Origin of the sequence: Streptomyces sp. NA04227 (assembly GCF_013364195.1) — a bacterium.
Lineage (GTDB): Bacteria > Actinomycetota > Actinomycetes > Streptomycetales > Streptomycetaceae > Streptomyces.
This window is the reverse complement of record NZ_CP054918.1, coordinates 7537690-7552262: the sequence shown is the minus strand read 5'-3', so window position 1 is coordinate 7552262 and position 14573 is coordinate 7537690. Positions and strand designations below refer to the sequence as shown.

At 71.5% G+C, this 14573-nt stretch carries 14 protein-coding genes; 7 read left to right on the top strand and 7 right to left on the bottom strand.

Features of this window, described 5'->3' with window-relative positions:
• Positions 1 to 26: 26 nt before the first annotated feature.
• From HUT18_RS31735 to HUT18_RS31715, 5 genes are all read left to right on the top strand, one after another.
• Positions 27 to 932: a carbohydrate ABC transporter permease gene (locus HUT18_RS31735; RefSeq protein ID WP_254878895.1), complete on the top strand. Its 906-nt coding sequence runs from the start codon at positions 27 to 29 to the stop codon at positions 930 to 932.
• Complete coding sequence (locus HUT18_RS31730; protein ID WP_217710537.1) at positions 929 to 1783, top strand: carbohydrate ABC transporter permease; 855 nt, start codon at positions 929 to 931, stop codon at positions 1781 to 1783. The genes HUT18_RS31735 and HUT18_RS31730 overlap by 4 nt, the downstream gene beginning before the upstream one ends.
• 161 nt (positions 1784 to 1944) lie before the next feature.
• Positions 1945 to 2742, top strand: coding sequence for a hypothetical protein (locus HUT18_RS31725; RefSeq protein ID WP_217710536.1), 798 nt, complete (start codon positions 1945 to 1947; stop codon positions 2740 to 2742).
• Positions 2739 to 3716, top strand: coding sequence for a formylglycine-generating enzyme family protein (locus tag HUT18_RS31720; protein ID WP_176103944.1), 978 nt, complete (start codon positions 2739 to 2741; stop codon positions 3714 to 3716). The genes HUT18_RS31725 and HUT18_RS31720 overlap by 4 nt, the downstream gene beginning before the upstream one ends.
• A gap of 267 nt (positions 3717 to 3983) precedes the next feature.
• Entirely contained in the window at positions 3984 to 4763 is a 780-nt protein-coding gene (locus HUT18_RS31715; RefSeq protein WP_176103943.1) for an SDR family NAD(P)-dependent oxidoreductase, read from the top strand.
• 46 nt (positions 4764 to 4809) lie between these two features.
• Here HUT18_RS31715 and HUT18_RS31710 read toward each other — a convergent pair whose 3' ends face one another.
• The gene (locus HUT18_RS31710) at positions 4810 to 5478 is read right to left on the bottom strand and encodes a GntR family transcriptional regulator (RefSeq protein ID WP_176103942.1); all 669 of its coding nucleotides are present in this window, start codon (positions 5476 to 5478) and stop codon (positions 4810 to 4812) included.
• Positions 5479 to 5798: 320 nt separating this feature from the next.
• Between HUT18_RS31710 and HUT18_RS31705 the strand changes: the two genes are divergently transcribed.
• Both HUT18_RS31705 and HUT18_RS31700 read left to right on the top strand, forming a co-directional pair.
• On the top strand, positions 5799 to 6257 hold the full coding sequence (locus HUT18_RS31705; protein ID WP_176103941.1) for an ATP-binding protein: 459 nt from the start codon (positions 5799 to 5801) through the stop codon (positions 6255 to 6257).
• 62 nt (positions 6258 to 6319) lie between these two features.
• Positions 6320 to 8173 (top strand): long-chain fatty acid--CoA ligase, encoded by a 1854-nt coding sequence (locus HUT18_RS31700; protein WP_176103940.1) that lies wholly within the window; start codon positions 6320 to 6322, stop codon positions 8171 to 8173.
• A 250-nt stretch (positions 8174 to 8423) separates the two neighbouring features.
• On the opposite strand, the gene HUT18_RS31695 is transcribed toward HUT18_RS31700, so the two are convergent.
• From HUT18_RS31695 to HUT18_RS31670, 6 genes are all read right to left on the bottom strand, one after another.
• Positions 8424 to 9599, bottom strand: a complete 1176-nt coding sequence (locus HUT18_RS31695) for a mandelate racemase/muconate lactonizing enzyme family protein (protein WP_176103939.1) — start codon at positions 9597 to 9599, stop codon at positions 8424 to 8426.
• A gap of 58 nt (positions 9600 to 9657) precedes the next feature.
• Positions 9658 to 10992, bottom strand: a complete 1335-nt coding sequence (locus HUT18_RS31690; protein WP_176103938.1) for an MFS transporter — start codon at positions 10990 to 10992, stop codon at positions 9658 to 9660.
• Between the two features lie 130 nt (positions 10993 to 11122).
• Positions 11123 to 12067 (bottom strand): SMP-30/gluconolactonase/LRE family protein, encoded by a 945-nt coding sequence (locus HUT18_RS31685; RefSeq protein WP_254878894.1) that lies wholly within the window; start codon positions 12065 to 12067, stop codon positions 11123 to 11125.
• The gene (locus tag HUT18_RS31680) at positions 12064 to 13053 is read right to left on the bottom strand and encodes a sugar kinase (RefSeq protein ID WP_176103937.1); all 990 of its coding nucleotides are present in this window, start codon (positions 13051 to 13053) and stop codon (positions 12064 to 12066) included. The genes HUT18_RS31685 and HUT18_RS31680 overlap by 4 nt, the downstream gene beginning before the upstream one ends.
• A gap of 2 nt (positions 13054 to 13055) precedes the next feature.
• Positions 13056 to 13691 carry a bifunctional 4-hydroxy-2-oxoglutarate aldolase/2-dehydro-3-deoxy-phosphogluconate aldolase gene (locus HUT18_RS31675; RefSeq protein ID WP_176103936.1) on the bottom strand — a complete coding sequence of 212 codons (636 nt, stop codon included), beginning with the start codon at positions 13689 to 13691 and terminating at the stop codon, positions 13056 to 13058.
• Positions 13692 to 13839: 148 nt separating this feature from the next.
• Positions 13840 to 14508 carry a GntR family transcriptional regulator gene (locus tag HUT18_RS31670; RefSeq protein ID WP_176103935.1) on the bottom strand — a complete coding sequence of 223 codons (669 nt, stop codon included), beginning with the start codon at positions 14506 to 14508 and terminating at the stop codon, positions 13840 to 13842.
• Positions 14509 to 14573 lie beyond the last annotated feature (65 nt).

The window sequence follows — 14573 nt, the reverse complement described above, 5'->3', positions numbered from 1 at the left end:
CCCTCGCCGATTGGTCCCTCATGTCCGTGCACAGCTCGCCTCCCGCAGTCGCGGGGCGCAGGTCGCAGCGTCGCCGCGAGGCGCTGACAGGCCTCCTGTTCGTCCTGCCCACGCTCGTCATCTTCGGGCTCTTCAAGTTCCTGCCCATCGCGGGCGCGGGCGCCATGAGCCTGACCCGCTACCGCCTGAACGGTGATTACACCTTCCTGGGCACCGACAACTACACAAGGCTCTTCGACGACCCGCACTTCTGGGAGAGCCTCGGCGTCACCGTCAGCTATGTGCTGCTCTTCGTGCCGCTGATCATCGTCGTCTCCCTCGTCGGGGCGCTGCTCCTGGACAAACTCGTGCGCTTCACCGGGACGTTCCGGGCCCTGCTGTTCGTGCCCTATCTCAGTTCCTTCGTGATGGCGGGCATCGTCTGGTCGTGGATCTTCGACACCGACGGCCCGCTCAACGCCGCCCTGGACGGGATCGGCGCCGACCCCGTCGCCTTCCTCTCCGGTGACCAACTCACGGTCCTGGCCTGCCTGGCCATGGTCTCGGTGTGGAAGGGCTTCGGCTACTCGATGCTCATCTTCCTCGCCGGACTGAAGGCCCAGCCCGCCGAGGTGCACGAGGCCGCCCGCATCGACGGCGCCAACGGCCTTCAGGCCTTCTGGCATGTGACCCTGCCGCTGCTGAAGCCGGTGCTCTTCTTCGTCCTGGTCATCGAGACGATCATCGGCTTCCAGGTGTTCGACACCATCTACGTGATGACCGGCGGCGGCCCCAACCGGGCCAGCTACAGCCTCATCTACTTCCTCTACGACGAGGGCTTCAAGTTCTTCGACTTCGGCTACGCGGCCGCGATCGGTGTGGTCCTGTTCGCCGTCGTGCTCGTGCTCTCCCTCGTCCAGCGGCGGCTCGTCGAAGGAAAGGACGCCTCGTGACCCTTCATCCGCAAGCGGCACCGGCCCGGCGGCGCCGCAGCCGTCAACAGCGGCGCCAGCTCGCGCTGTTGCTGATCCTCGGCGCGATCTCCCTGTTCACCCTGGCGCCCCTGCTCGCCGTCGTCGTGCTCGCGCTGTCCCCAGCCAACGCGCCCACCCTGCCGCACGCCCTGCCCGACTCGCTCACCTTCGACAACGTCGTACGCATCTTCGACGTGGGCGAGTTCCCGCAGTGGCTGTTCAACTCCTTCGTCTACTCCGCCGTCTCGGTGGTCGTCATCCTGCTCACGGCGTCCATGGCTGCCTACGCGCTGGCCCGCAAGCGCTTCCCCGGCCGCAACGTCCTGCTGTGGTCGATCGTCGCCACCCTCATGGTGCCGATGCAGGCCACCCTGATCCCGACCTTCATCCTCATCTCGCGCATGAACGGCGTGAACACCCTGTGGGGCCTGATCGTGCCGACCCTGGCCAACGCCCAAGCGGTGTTCCTCATCAGGCAGTTCGTCCGCGAACTCCCGGACGAGATCTTCGACGCCGCCCGTATCGACGGGGCGGGCGAGTGGCGCACCTTCACCCGCATCGTGCTCCCGCTCATCCGCCCGGTACTCGCCACCCTGGCCATCTTCGTCTTCCTGTGGCACTGGAACGACCTGCTGTGGCCACTGATCGTGGGCCAGACCGACGAGGCCCGCACCCTGACCGTCGGCCTCGCCACCCTCAACACCGAAACGGTGTCGACGGCGAACATCATGGCCGCCGCCCTGGTCAGCTTCGTGCCGTGCCTCGTGGTGTTCGTCCTGCTCCAGCGGCACATCGTCGCGAGCATCACGTCGAGCGGGGTCAAGGGATGAACACCGACCACTCGACTCGACCGACTCAGCCGATTGAACCGATTGAACCGGCTCAAGGAGCTCAATCGACTCAACCGCCCGTCCGTTTCGGCCTCATCGGGGTCGACTCCTCCCACGCGCCCACGTTCACCCGGCTGTTCGGCGACGGCAGGCACGCGGAGGTGTCCGGCGGCACGGTGACCGCGGCCTGGCGGGGCGAGGTCTCCGCCGACCTCCCGCCGAGCCGCGACCGCATGGATTCCCTCGCCGAGGAGGTGCACCGCCTGGGCGTCGCCTTCCACGACAGCCCGGAGGACGTCGCCGAGGCCTGCGACGCCCTGCTCGTCACCGCCTGCGACGCACGTACCCACCCCGCGCTGTTCAAGCGTCTCGCCCCGTTCGGCAAACCGGTCTACGTGGACACCCGCTTCGCGCTCACCACCGGCGAGGCGCACGCCATGCTGCGTACGGCACGCGAGCACGGCTGCCTGCCGCTCGCCGGATCACCGAAGCGGTTCACGCCCGAGTTTCTGGGCGCGCTCGACGGTGACGGCCCCGTGACCCGTATCGACGTGGGCGGCCCCCTGCCCACCCAGCCCGGACACCCCGGACTCGCCTGGTACGGGGTCCATCTGGTCGACCTGGTGGTGGCCGCTCTGGGCCCCGGCTGCGCGACGGTCGGCGTGCGGGAGGACCTGAGTACCACTCTGCACTGGTCCGACGGCCGGATCGCCACCCTGAGCGGTCCCGCCGAGTGGTCGCCCTTCACCACCGGGCGCGTCCAACGCGGCGCCGTATCCACGGAGTTCGGCATCGAAGCGGGCCCGCCGATGCTCACCGGGCTGCTCACCGCGCTGGTGGACTCCTGTCGACGGGGAGTGCCGACGGTTCCGGAGGCTCAGGTGCTCGAAACCGTCGCCATCGTCGAAGCGGCTCACCGCAGCCTGCTCAGCGGCAAGCCCGAACGGCCCCTGCGATGACCGATGTTCCGGCCTGCTGCGCGGCGAGCCGCGCGCATCCGACCGTACGGCCGCCGCGTGCCTCGAATCCCGCCCCGAACCCTGCCGCCGCGTCTCCACCCTCTCCGCCGGCCACGGAGCCGCCGCCCCGCCGGACCGTACAGCTGGAGGGCGGCCTCTTCCGGATGGGCACGGACCGCGAGGACGGGTACCCGGCGGACGGCGAAGGTCCGGCCCGCCGGGTCCGTCTCGACGCCTTCGCCCTCGACGCCACCACGGTGACCAACGCCGACTTCGCGGTCTTCGCCGAGGAGACAGGCTGGGTGACCGAGGCCGAACGGTACGGCGCCTCCTACGTGTTCAGCGGTCTGCTGCCCGGGCCGCCCGACCCGGCGGCCCGGGCCGTGGCGGCCACGCCCTGGTGGCTGGAGGTCCCGGGCGCCGACTGGCGTCGCCCCGAAGGCCCCGGCTCGGACGTCATCGCACGGATGGATCACCCGGTCGTGCATGTGACCTGGTACGACGCAGAGGCCTACGCGCGCTGGGCCGGGAAACGGCTCCCCACCGAGGCCGAGTGGGAGTACGCGGCCCGCGGCGGACTGGAGGGTGCCCGCTACCCCTGGGGCGACGAACGCGAACCCGGCGGCGAGCACCGGATGAACGTCTGGCAGGGCGAGTTCCCCACGCACAACATGGGCGCCGACGGCCATCTGGGCACCGCCCCCGCCGACGCCTACGAGCCCAACGGCTACGGCCTCCACAACATGTGCGGCAACGTGTGGGAGTGGTGCGCGGACTGGTTCCACCCGAGCTGGCACGCCACCGGGCCGCGCATCAACCCCCTCGGTCCCCCGCCCACCGGACGCAAGGTCATGCGCGGCGGCTCCTACCTCTGCCACGAGAGCTACTGCTTCCGCTACCGCGTAGACGCCCGCAGCTCCAACACGCCCCAGAGCAGTGCGGGGAACATCGGGTTTCGCTGCGCCTCGGGGTGAACGGCGCCCGGGTCCTTGCCCGGAAGCGCCCGGGTCCTTGTCGAGAACTCACCGACACCGCGCCGTACGTTGTTCCGGAAGCGGGTGCCCTCGCCGCCCCACTCGACGACCGAGCACCACCGGCCCGCTGAACCTTGCCGAGATTTAGTAGATCGTATACCTTCAATCCTCGATCCCGCTCTTCGCGCACTCAAACCCTCAAACCCTCAAGGCTCCCCGCGCCCGCAGCCCACCCACCCCCCTTTCCACCAAAGGCAGGCACACCTCATGTCCCGCACCGCACTGGTCACCGGAGCCGCGGGCGGCATCGGCCGCGCCGTCGCCGGCCGGTTCGCCGCCGACGGGTTCCATGTCGCCGGGGCCGATCTGGCGGATCCCCAACTCCCTGGGGTGGACTGGCACCGCACGGACGTGACCTCGGCGCAGGACGTGGCACGCACGGTGGGCGAGGTCCAGGAGCGCCACGGCGGCGTCGACGTTCTGGTCGCCTGCGCCGGAGTGACTCGTGGCGCCCCGCTGCACCTGACCGGCGAGGAGGAGTGGGAGGAGGTCCTGCGGATCAACCTCACCTCGGTCTTCCTCTGCGTGCGCGAGGTGCTGCCCGCCATGATGGCGGCGGGTTCCGGTGCCGTGGTGACCATCGGCTCGGTCCTGCACCGGACCGCCGCGCCCGGGCTGCCCGCCTACGCCGCTTCCAAGGGCGCGCTGGCCGGGCTCACCCGCCAACTCGCCGTGGACTACGGGCCGTACGGGATCCACTTCGTGACACTGTCACCGGGCTGGATTCGGACACCGGCCACGGAATCGCGCCTCGAGGGCGAGGAGGAACTGGACCGGCTGCGCCAGAGCAACCCGTTGCGCCTGCTCGGCACCGCGGAGGACATCGCCGCCGCGGCCGCCTACGCGGCCACCCCGGAAGCGGCCCTGCTCACCGGCAGCGAACTGGTCCTGGACGGCGGCGCCTCGGTGGTGAGCCCGGCGAGCCTGCTGCGGGACGGCCACCGCGAGCGCATGGGACTGCCGCCGCTGCGGGACCGCGAGGCCTGAACCCCTACTCCTGCTCGCCTACTTCTGCTCGCCTGCTCCCGCCCGTCTACTTCTGCTCGTCGATCTCGTGCCCGGCCTGCGAGGCGGTGTGCGCCTGTGCGGCGGCTTCCGCCGCTGCGGGGTCCTTCTCGCGCAGGGCGGCGAGGATCGTCTCGTGCTCCTCGATCACCTGGCCCCAGTTGCGTACGTCGTCGGGGGTGGTCATGCGGTAGCGCCGTACGGTGAACAGGAGTTGCTCGGTGAGCTCGGCGAGGATGCGGTAGCCCGTCGCCCCGGCGAGGAGCCCGTGGAACTCCGAGTTGTGCTGTTGAAGCTTGTCGATGGCACCCTCGGCCAGCGCCTCGCGCATGAGCTGCTGCGCCTTGGCCAGGGAGTCGATCAGCTTGTCGTCGGCCTGCTCCGCGGCCAGCCGCGCGACGAGGCCCTCGATGGCACCGCGCGCGAGGAAGACGCCACGCATCTCCGCCTTGTCGACACCGGAGACGACCACGCCGGAGTGGACCCGCGAGGTGAGCAGGCCGTCGGACTCCAGGCGCTTGACCGCCTCACGGATGGGAATCTTGCTGACCCCGAGCGTGCGGGCCAGCTCGTCCATGTTGAGGCGCTCACCCGGATGCAGGTGCCCGTCGGCGATGGCTCCCCGCAGGTGGTCGTATACAAGGTCCGCCTTGCTCTTCACCGCGGGCAGGGGCCGGGCCCAGCTCTTGTCTCCCATGACCGCCATCGTATGCACCTGGGCGTTTCCGGAGGCGCCGAGCCGGGAGAACCCGTCGGGACCGCATGCTCCCGGCAGGAGCAGGGAAGCGGATATCCGACCAAAGGCGACCCGATTCAGCCACTCGGGAGACCTTGACCGGATTCCGTATACCGTATACCTTCTTTTTAAGAGCTTTTCGCTCCCCGGACGTGGCCTTCGGTTCCGGTGGCCCGTCCCTGTCCCGGGCCGGGTTCTCGCCCGGCCTCCCCTGTCCAAGGGGCCCGTGGCACGGACACCGCCCGCGGTTCCCTTCCCGTGCCGGCGCGCAGGAGGCTGCCATGGCCGCCACTCTCACCTCGACCGGGGACCCCCTGCGGCGTCCCGTCCCCCGTGAGACCCGCTCCTGCCGGCTGCCCGCCGACCACAAGGCCGCGGCGGCCCTTCGCCGCTGGGTCCGCGCACAGCTGTCCGGCTGGCGGCTCGAGGGGCAGCGCGAGGATCTGCTCCTGATCGCCAGTGAGCTCGCGTCGAATGCCGTACGCCACGGTCTGGGCAGCCCGCGGGTGACGCTCGCGCTCACCCGCGACGCCACAGCCGGGACCGTTCTGCGTCTCGGCGTCACGGACGCCGGGAACGGCTTCGATCCGCAGCAGGTGGCCCGGTCCTGGCGCCACTGCGACCCGGCGGACCGGTGCGGTGGCCGGGGCCTGCTGCTCGTGGCCGAACTCAGCAGCGACTGGGGCGCCGGGCCGGTGCCCGGCGGCCACGAGGTGTGGGCACACCTGAGCGTCGCCTGATCCGCCGCCCGCCCACCCGACGCACCTCACAAACTCCACAAATTCCACAAGGAGCAGCGCGCATGCGCGAGTTCACTACCCCGTCACGGTCCGGCCGGCCCGCGATGGGAGGTCTGGCCGACGCGCTTTTCGACGCCGCCCTCCGCGATCCGTACCGCGTGGTCGCCCTCACCGGCGGGCGGGCCGGAGACGCGGGCCCGAGGGAGGTCCGCGCGCGGGAACTGCGTGACCAGGTGAGCGCGTTGGCCCGGGGCATGCTCGCGCACGGCATCCGCTTCGGCGACCGGGTCGCGGTGATGTCCGACGACGGGTACGCGTGCCTGCTCGTCGACCTCGCGCTGTGGTGCCTGGGCGCCGTGCCGGTACCGGTCCCCGCGGCCGCGCCCGCCTGGCAGGCACACCGGATCATCGAGGGGACCGGTGCCGTGGCCTGTTTCCTCCAGAACGAGATCCAGGCACTGACCGTGGGACCGCTGTGCGGCGGCCGGACCGGACTGCGGCACCTGTGGCAGCTGGACACCGGCGCACTCGACCGACTGTGCCGGTCGGGAACCGAGTTGGACGAGGAGCCCGTGGAGCGCCACCGCAGGGCCCTGGTCCCCGACTCGATCGCGAGCATCGTGCACACCGCGGGGACCACGGGGCCGCCGAAGGCGTGCGTACTGACGCACGGTGCGCTCGCGGCCGGTGCCGACGCCCTGGCCGCGAGCTGCTGGCCGCCGGCGGCCGGGGAGCGCTCAGGGGAGCACTCCGGGCAGCCGTGCGTCGCCCTGGCCGCGCCGCCGGAACAGGCCACCGCACGGCTGCTGCGGATCGCCGCCCTGCGGCACGGCCTGCCCCTGGCTCACCTGCCCTCGGGTGGCGAGGCCGGCCACGAGGCCGACCGATCCGGCCTCACCACGCTGCGGCCCTCCTTCCTGCTGGCCCCCGCCACCCGCTTCGAGCACTCCTTCGCCGCCGTCCGCCGCGAGGCCCATCTGTCCGGCCGGACCGGCGCCTTCGGGATGGCGGTCGACATCGCCGTGAAGTACGCCGAGGCCTGCCAGCGCCGTGCGCGCGGCGAGGGGCCCGGACCGGGCAGAGCGCTGCGGGTTCAGCACCAGCTCTTCGACCGGGCCTTCTACGCCGGTGTCCGCGAGCGGTTCGGCGGCCGTCTGGAGCGGGCGATAGCCCTCGGCGCGGGCCCCCAGCCACGGCTCGTGTCCTTCTTCACCGGCGCCGGAGTGCCCTTGCACACCGGTTACGGACTCACCGAGTTCGCCGGGCCCGTCACCCTCGCTCCCCCGGAGCATCCGCACTCCGCTACCGCCGGTCGCCCGGTGCCGGGCACCACCGTGCACGTCGACGAACACGGCCGGATCTGGGTGCGTGGTCCGCAGACCTTCACCGGCTACCACGGCGACCTCCCGCGCACCCGCCAGGCGCTGTCCGGGGGTTGGCTGAACACCGGCGACCTGGGCGTCCTCGACCCCGACGGGCATCTGACCGTCACCGGCCGCGCGGCGGACGTGTTCGCCCTGCGCGACGGACGCCTGCTGGCACCGCGACCGATCGAGGAGCGGGTACGTGCGCACCCGTTGGTCGCCCACTGTGTGGTGGTGGGGCACGGCATGCCGCGGCCGACGGCACTGATCACGCTGGACGCGGATGCCGTTACGGACTGGCTCGCACTGTCCGGTCTGCGCGGCGTCACAGCCGAGCGCTACGCCGAGGACTCCCGGGTACAGGACCAGATCGCCGGTGCGGTCAAAGCGGCCGGACCGCTGTGCCCGCCGGACGCGACGATCCGGGCCTTCCGCATCCTGCCCACGGCCTTCCACCGCGACTCCACGTTCCTCACCCCGGCGGGCACGATCCGCCGCGACGTCGTACGAGAACACTTCGCCAAGGAGATCGCGGCCCTGTACGAGGCCTGAGTCCGGTACGAGGCCCGAGTCCCGGCGACACGCACGCGAAAGCGTCGGGCGGCCCCACCCTCACGCGGGCCGCCCGACGCGGTCTCACTGCCGACCGTGCGGCCGGGGTCGGTCGCGAACCCGGAGCTCGGTCGAAACCGGCTCCCGGCGCCGGGGTTCCAACACGGCGCCGGGAGCCTTGTGCGGGCGGGTAGTCGGGGGCAGCGCCCGCCCGCACGGCTGGGAGGACCGAGGTACGCGAGGTACCGGGTCAGTAGCGGGCGACCGTGTAGCGGTCGACCACCGCTTCGTCGATCTCGATGCCGAGACCGGGGCCGGTGGGCACGGTCAGGGCGCCGTCGCGGAACTCCGGCGGCCGCACGAGGATGTGCTCGCGGATCGGGTTGGGCAGCCGGTTGTACTCGTAGGTGCGCAGGTTCGGGGTGGCGGCGCACAGGTGGAGCGCCGCGGCGAGGCTGACGCCGGAACCCACGCCGTGCGGGGCGATGTCGACGTGGAAGGCCGAGGCGAGTGCCGCGATACGGGTGGCCTCGGTGATGCCGCCGCAGCGGGCCACGTTGGGCATGAAGACGTCGATGGCCCCGAGCAGCAGCGAGTCCCGGAGGTCGAAGCGGGTGAAGTGGGTCTCGCCGTTGACGGTGGTCAGGCCGGTCCTGCGGCGCAGTTCTGCCAGGTTGCGCAGATCGTCGACCTGGAGCGGCTCCTCGTACCAGGAGATGCCGAGGTCCCTCAGGACGGCGCCGACCCGGGTCGCCTCGTCCAGGTCGTAGGCGCAGTTGACGTCGGTGAGGATCTCGATGTCCTCACCGACCTCCGCCCGTACGGCGGCCAGGTGCGCACGGTCGGTGCGCTCGCCGCGGCCGATCTTCACCTTCAGGGCCCGGAAGCCGTCGTCGACGAAGCCCCGGGCCTGCCGGGCCGAGTCCTCGGGGTCGGCGTGCAGGGCGACCGGACTGGCGTAGCAGTCGATGCGCTCCCGCAGCGGTCCGCCGAGCAGGCGGTGGACCGGTACGCCCGCCGCCTTGCCGCGCAGGTCCCACAGCGCGAGGTCGATGCCTGCCATGGCTTCGAGGTAGAAGCCGCGGTTGTGTCCGCCCGCCGCCTGTCCCCGGTACAGGCGTTCCCACACCGCCGTGGTGGCGAGGGCGTCCTGTCCGACGAGCAGCGGGGCCAGGACGGTGGACACGACGGTGGCGGTGACCTCCGGCGAGGGCAGTCCGTAGCACTCGCCGATGCCGACACTGCCGTCCTCGGCATGGACCTTGATCAGGGTGGCGTACTGGCCCTTGCGGGGCAGGACGAGGTGGCTGGAGGCGGGGTAGCGCAGCCAGTCGGGCACGTCCTCGGGCGAGTCGTAGAGATCGTCGAAGCTCGCGGAGAGGGCCAGGGCCTCGATCTTGGTGATGGGAAGGGGGGCGGTACTCACGTGGGTTCTCCACTCGGTTGGCTGCGGACCGGGACGTCTGATGCGGTGCGCAGACCGGTCAACTGGGCTGTGGCTGGGCGTAGGCGGTCTCGTCCTTGGCCGTCTCGCGACCGGCGAAGACGGCGATACCGGTGACGACGCAGCCCGCTATCACGTAGAAGGCGACCGGTGCGATGGAGCCGCTGGAGGACTGCAGCGCGGTGCCGATGAAGGGCGCGGTGCCGCCGAAGATCGCGCCGCCGAACTCGCGGCCCACGCTCACGCCGCTGTAGCGGACACGGGCGTCGAAGAGTTCGGCGACCAGGGCCGCCTGCGGGCCGAAGACCATGTCCTTGCAGATCGGGATGGCGACGACCATGGCCAGGAAGATCAGCCCGGTGTCCCCCGTCTCCAGAAGCCTGAAGAAGGGGAAGACGTAGACCACGGTGCACAGCAGGCCCGCGCTCACCATCAGACGGCGGCCGATGCGGTCGCTCAGCCAGCCCCAGAAGGGGATGGCGGCGATCTCCAGCGCGGAGGCAAGGGCAATGGCCCAGAGCATCGTGGACTTCTCGACGTCCAGTTCCTTGGTGGCGTACGAGAGGGCGAAGGCCTGGATCAGATAGCCCCAGACGAACCCGGAGACGGTGATGCCGAGGACGCGCAGGACGGCGCCCGGCTGCTTGCGGACGGTCGTGACCAGCGGGTACCGCTCGCGCTCGCCGGTGTGCTCGATCTCGGCGAAGACGGGCGTCTCCTCGATTCCCTTCCTGACCCACAGGCCGAACAGCACGAGGAAGGCGCTCAGGAGGAAGGGGATGCGCCAGCCCCAGGACTCGAAGGAGTCGTCGGGCAGCATGGACACCAGGCCGAACACGGCGCTGGCCAGGACGAATCCGGCGCCGGTGCCCATCGCCGGGATCGCGCCGTACAGGCCGCGTTTGCCCGGTGGCGCATTCTCGACGGTCAGCAGGGTCGCACCGGCGAACTCGCCGCCGACGGCGATGCCCTGACAGACCCGCAGGAGGATGAGCAGCAACGGGGCCCAGATGCCCACCATGGCGTGGGTGGGCAGGACACCGATCAGTGTGGTGGTGACGCCCATGCCCATCATGGTGATCAGCAGGACGTACTTGCGGCCTATCCGGTCGCCGAGGTGGCCGAAGAGCATGCCACCGATGGGGCGGGCCGCGAAGCCGACGGCGAACGTCGCGAACGAGGCCAGGGTGCCGCCGGTCGAGGAGGACCCGAAGAACAGCGGGCCGAAGATCAGCGCCGACGCCAGACCGTAGAGGTTGAAGTCGTACCACTCCATGACGGTGCCGACGGTGCTCGCGACCATCGTGCGCCGATCGGCCTTCTTCTTGCTGTGTGGTTCCACTGTGCCGCCATCGGCTACTACGACGGTGCTCATGAGGATGTCACCACCTTTTCGGGAAGAGCGGGAACTGCGGGGGGACGCAGATCACAGTATGCGATATACGAAATCAGAACCAGAGGGTGTGGCGGATTTCCGGCAACCAATACGAAGGGTTCCGCGCCGCTTACGCAGCGCGTGGACCCGGCGCGGACGAGGGGACCGACGGGGCGCCGAAGCAGGCGGCCGCGGGCGCGGTGACGCGGGTCTCGCGGGCGAGGACGGCGCCCGCGAGCGGGTCGGGGTCGGCCAGGCGATGGGTGGCCGTGCTCACCCAGATCCGGCCGTCGGCGAAGGCCACGCTGCTGGTGTGCGGCGTGGGGAGGGACAGGGAACCGGCCACCGAGCCGTCCGGGGCGTAGCAGCGCACCTGACCGGCACCCCACAGCGCGACCCAGAGTCTGCCGAGGTCGTCCACGGTCATGCCGTCGGGGCGGCCCTCGTGCGGCGCGAGGCAGGCGAACAGCGACCCGCCGCGCAGGGTCCCGGCGACCGGGTCCACGCCGAAGCGCAGGATGGTCCGCTCGGCGCTGTCGGCCAGGTACATGACCCTGCCGTCCGGGGAGAACGCCGGACCGTTGGGCACGGTGAGGCCCATCAGCATGCGCTGGACCGCACCGTCGTACCCCACCCGGTAGAGCGAACCGGCCGCACCCCTGCCATCGGCGGACATGCTGGTGGCCCAGAAGCGGCCGAGCGGGTCGCAGACGGCGTCGTTCATCCGCATCGGCACCGGTGCGTCCGCCTCCGGGCGGGCCAGCCAGTACGGTTCGCCCCTCGGCCCGGCGAGCGCGATACCGTCGCCCGCCGCGACGATCCACTCGTCCGCGCAGCCGCGGACCGGGGCGGCCGCGCCGAGCGGGATCCCGAGGTCGAGCAGGAGCGCGGGCGGCTCCCCGGGCCGTCGCGCACAGCGCCACAGGCGTCCCGCGAGGAGGTCCACGAAGTGCATCGCGCCGTCGTGTGCGCGCAGCCCCTCGGCCAGCCGGTAGCGGTCCGGGGCCCACACCTGCCACGGCTCGACGTCCTCGCCGCGCCGGTCCTCCTCGAAGGCGGTGCTGCCCGTACTCACCGCAGTGCGCTTCCCGGTGCGGCGCTCAGCAGGGACAGTTCGTCCCGGCGGGGCAGCCCTTCCCAGTCGCCCTCGCAGGCCACCGCGAACGCGCCGGTGGTGACGGCCCGTTCGAGGCGTCCGGCCGGGTCCGCTCCGTCGAGCAGCGCGGAGAGGTATCCGGCCACGAAGGCGTCACCGGCGCCGACCGTGTCCCGCACGGGCACCGGCACCGCGGGCCGCGACTCCCGTCCGGCGGCGGAGAAGACCTCGGCCCCCGAGGCACCGCGCTTGACGACGACTTCGCGTACACCGAGATCGAGGAGTGCCGTCACCTGGTCCCGCTCGGTGCGCGCCCCTTCCGGCGCCACGAGTTCCAGCTCGTCGTCGGAGGCCACCACGAGAGCGAGGCCGTCGGCGAGGGGGCGCAAGCAGGCGGCCGCTTCCGCGCGCGACCAGAGTTTGTCCCGCTGATTGACGTCCAGGCAGACGAGGGCCCCGGTCCGCCGGGCCTCGCGTACCGCCGTCACGACCGCGAGCCGTGGGACCTCGCCCAGGGCCGCGGTCACCCCGGTGACGTGGACGATCCTCGCGCCGTCGGCCAAAGCGGCCCGTACGTGGTCCGGGCCGAGGTCCGTGGCGGCCGAGCGGGAGCGGTAGTAGTGGACGCGCGTCAGGTCCGCGACGCGCGGCTCGAAGACGAGAAGACCGGTCGGGCCCCTGCCCGTGGCAGCCCGGGAGACATCGACCCCTTCGGCGCGCAGGGTGCGCAGCACCAGGTGGCCGAACTCGTCCGCGCCGGTCAGGCCTGCCCAGCGGACCCGGTGTCCGAGCCGGGCCAGACCGATGGCGACGTTCGACTCGGCTCCGGCGACGGACAGGCCGAGCGTGCCGCCGAGTCGCAGGGGGCCAGTGGCGCGCAGCGCGGCCATGGTCTCGCCGAAGGTCAGTACGTCCGTCGGGGTGCTCACCGCGTCGGTCCGCGCGTGCGGTGCCTCGGTCGACATGCTCACCACTCTCCCAGCGTCGCGGCGCGGAACTGCTCGGCGCGCAGGGCGAGTTCGCCCTGATCCCGGCCGTCGGCGGCACCGCCCACCAGCGGGGAGCCCACTCCTACGGCCAGGGCCCCGGCGGCGAGGTAGGCGCGGACCGCCGCCGCGTCGACGCCGCCCACGGGGACGAACGGAACGTCGGGGAGCGGATCACGCAGGGCGCGCAGATAGGCGGGGCCGCCCAGGGTCGCGGGGAAGAGCTTGACCGCACTGGCGCCCTGGTTCATCGCGGCGACCGCCTCCGTGGGGGTCACCGCTCCCGCCAGGACGGGCAGGCCGAGATCACGGCAGGCGCCCACCGCTTCCGTCACCGCCGGGGTCACACCGAAACAGGCACCGGCCGCCGCCGCGTCACGCGCCTGCTGTGCGGTCAGGACGGTCCCGGCGCCGAGCAGCGCCTCGGGGCCGAGTGCCGACCTGGCCTGCGCTATGACTCCCAGCGCGTCGGCCCCGGTCAGGGACACCTCCACGATCCCCACGCCGTACCGGAACAGGGAGAGCACGGTGTCGAGGGCGGCGGCGGGGTCCTTGCCCCGGACGATCGCGAGCAGGCGCTGATCTTCCAGCGCGGAGAGCAGGTCGGCAGGGGGCATGGCGGACTCCTGGGGGACGGGGGTACACGTTTAGTAGATCGTATACCTTCATCTTCGCAGCCAACCGCCGCGAGGAACCTGGACCAACAGCGCCGATGGCCGTACGGCGGCCCGACCCACCGGATCGACAGCCGGATCAGCCCACCCCTCAGACCGGGTCCGCGATCTCCAACCCGGCCTGCGAGGCGGTGTGTTCACGCGCCGCGGCCGCCGCCCGCTCCGGGTCGCGCACCCGCAGCGCCTCGATGACCGCATGGTGCTCCTCAAGCACCGCGAGCCAGTTACGGGCGTTCTTGGGAGTGGTGACCCGGTACCGGCGAATGGTCAGGAGCAGTTGCTCGGTGAGGTCGGCCAGTATCCGGTAGCCGCTGGCCTCGGCGAGCAGCCGGTGGAACTCCGAGTTGAGGCGCTGGAGTTCGTCGACCTCGCCCGCACCCAGAGCGGCCCGCATGGATTCCTGCACCTGGTCGAGCGCCTCGACCAGCGGGCCGTCGGCGCGCTCGGCCGCCAGCCCGGCGACCAGCGCGTCGATCTCCTTCCTGGCCAGGAAGACGCCGCGCATCTCGGTCCTCTCGATACCGGCCACGACCACGCCCGAGTGCACCCGGGACACCACAAGCCCCTCGGACTCCAGACGCTTGACCGCCTCGCGCACCGGGATCTTGCTCACCCCGAACCTCCGGGCCAGCTCATCCATGTTGACGCGCTCACCCGGGCGCAGGTCACCGGCGGCGATGGCCTCGCGCAGACTGGCGTGCACGAGGTCCGCCTTGCTCTTGACCGCGGGCAACCGCGCGGCCCAATTCGTCTCCGTCACTCTTACATCGTATGCGATATCCCCTCCAGCTCTCACGGGCCTGCGCACACCCGCTCGAATCCGTG

Excerpts from the sequence above, each read along its gene's own strand:
- HUT18_RS31675 (WP_176103936.1), bottom strand. The coding sequence starts at position 13,691 with ATGCCCCCTGCCGACCTGCTCTCCGCGCTGGAAGATCAGCGCCTGCTC.
- HUT18_RS31680 (WP_176103937.1), bottom strand. The coding sequence starts at position 13,053 with ATGTCGACCGAGGCACCGCACGCGCGGACCGACGCGGTGAGCACCCCG.
- HUT18_RS31700 (WP_176103940.1), top strand. The coding sequence starts at position 6,320 with ATGCGCGAGTTCACTACCCCGTCACGGTCCGGCCGGCCCGCGATGGGA.
- HUT18_RS31720 (WP_176103944.1), top strand. The coding sequence starts at position 2,739 with ATGACCGATGTTCCGGCCTGCTGCGCGGCGAGCCGCGCGCATCCGACC.
- HUT18_RS31705 (WP_176103941.1), top strand. The coding sequence starts at position 5,799 with ATGGCCGCCACTCTCACCTCGACCGGGGACCCCCTGCGGCGTCCCGTC.
- HUT18_RS31715 (WP_176103943.1), top strand. The coding sequence starts at position 3,984 with ATGTCCCGCACCGCACTGGTCACCGGAGCCGCGGGCGGCATCGGCCGC.
- HUT18_RS31690 (WP_176103938.1), bottom strand. The coding sequence starts at position 10,992 with ATGAGCACCGTCGTAGTAGCCGATGGCGGCACAGTGGAACCACACAGC.
- HUT18_RS31710 (WP_176103942.1), bottom strand. The coding sequence starts at position 5,478 with ATGGGAGACAAGAGCTGGGCCCGGCCCCTGCCCGCGGTGAAGAGCAAG.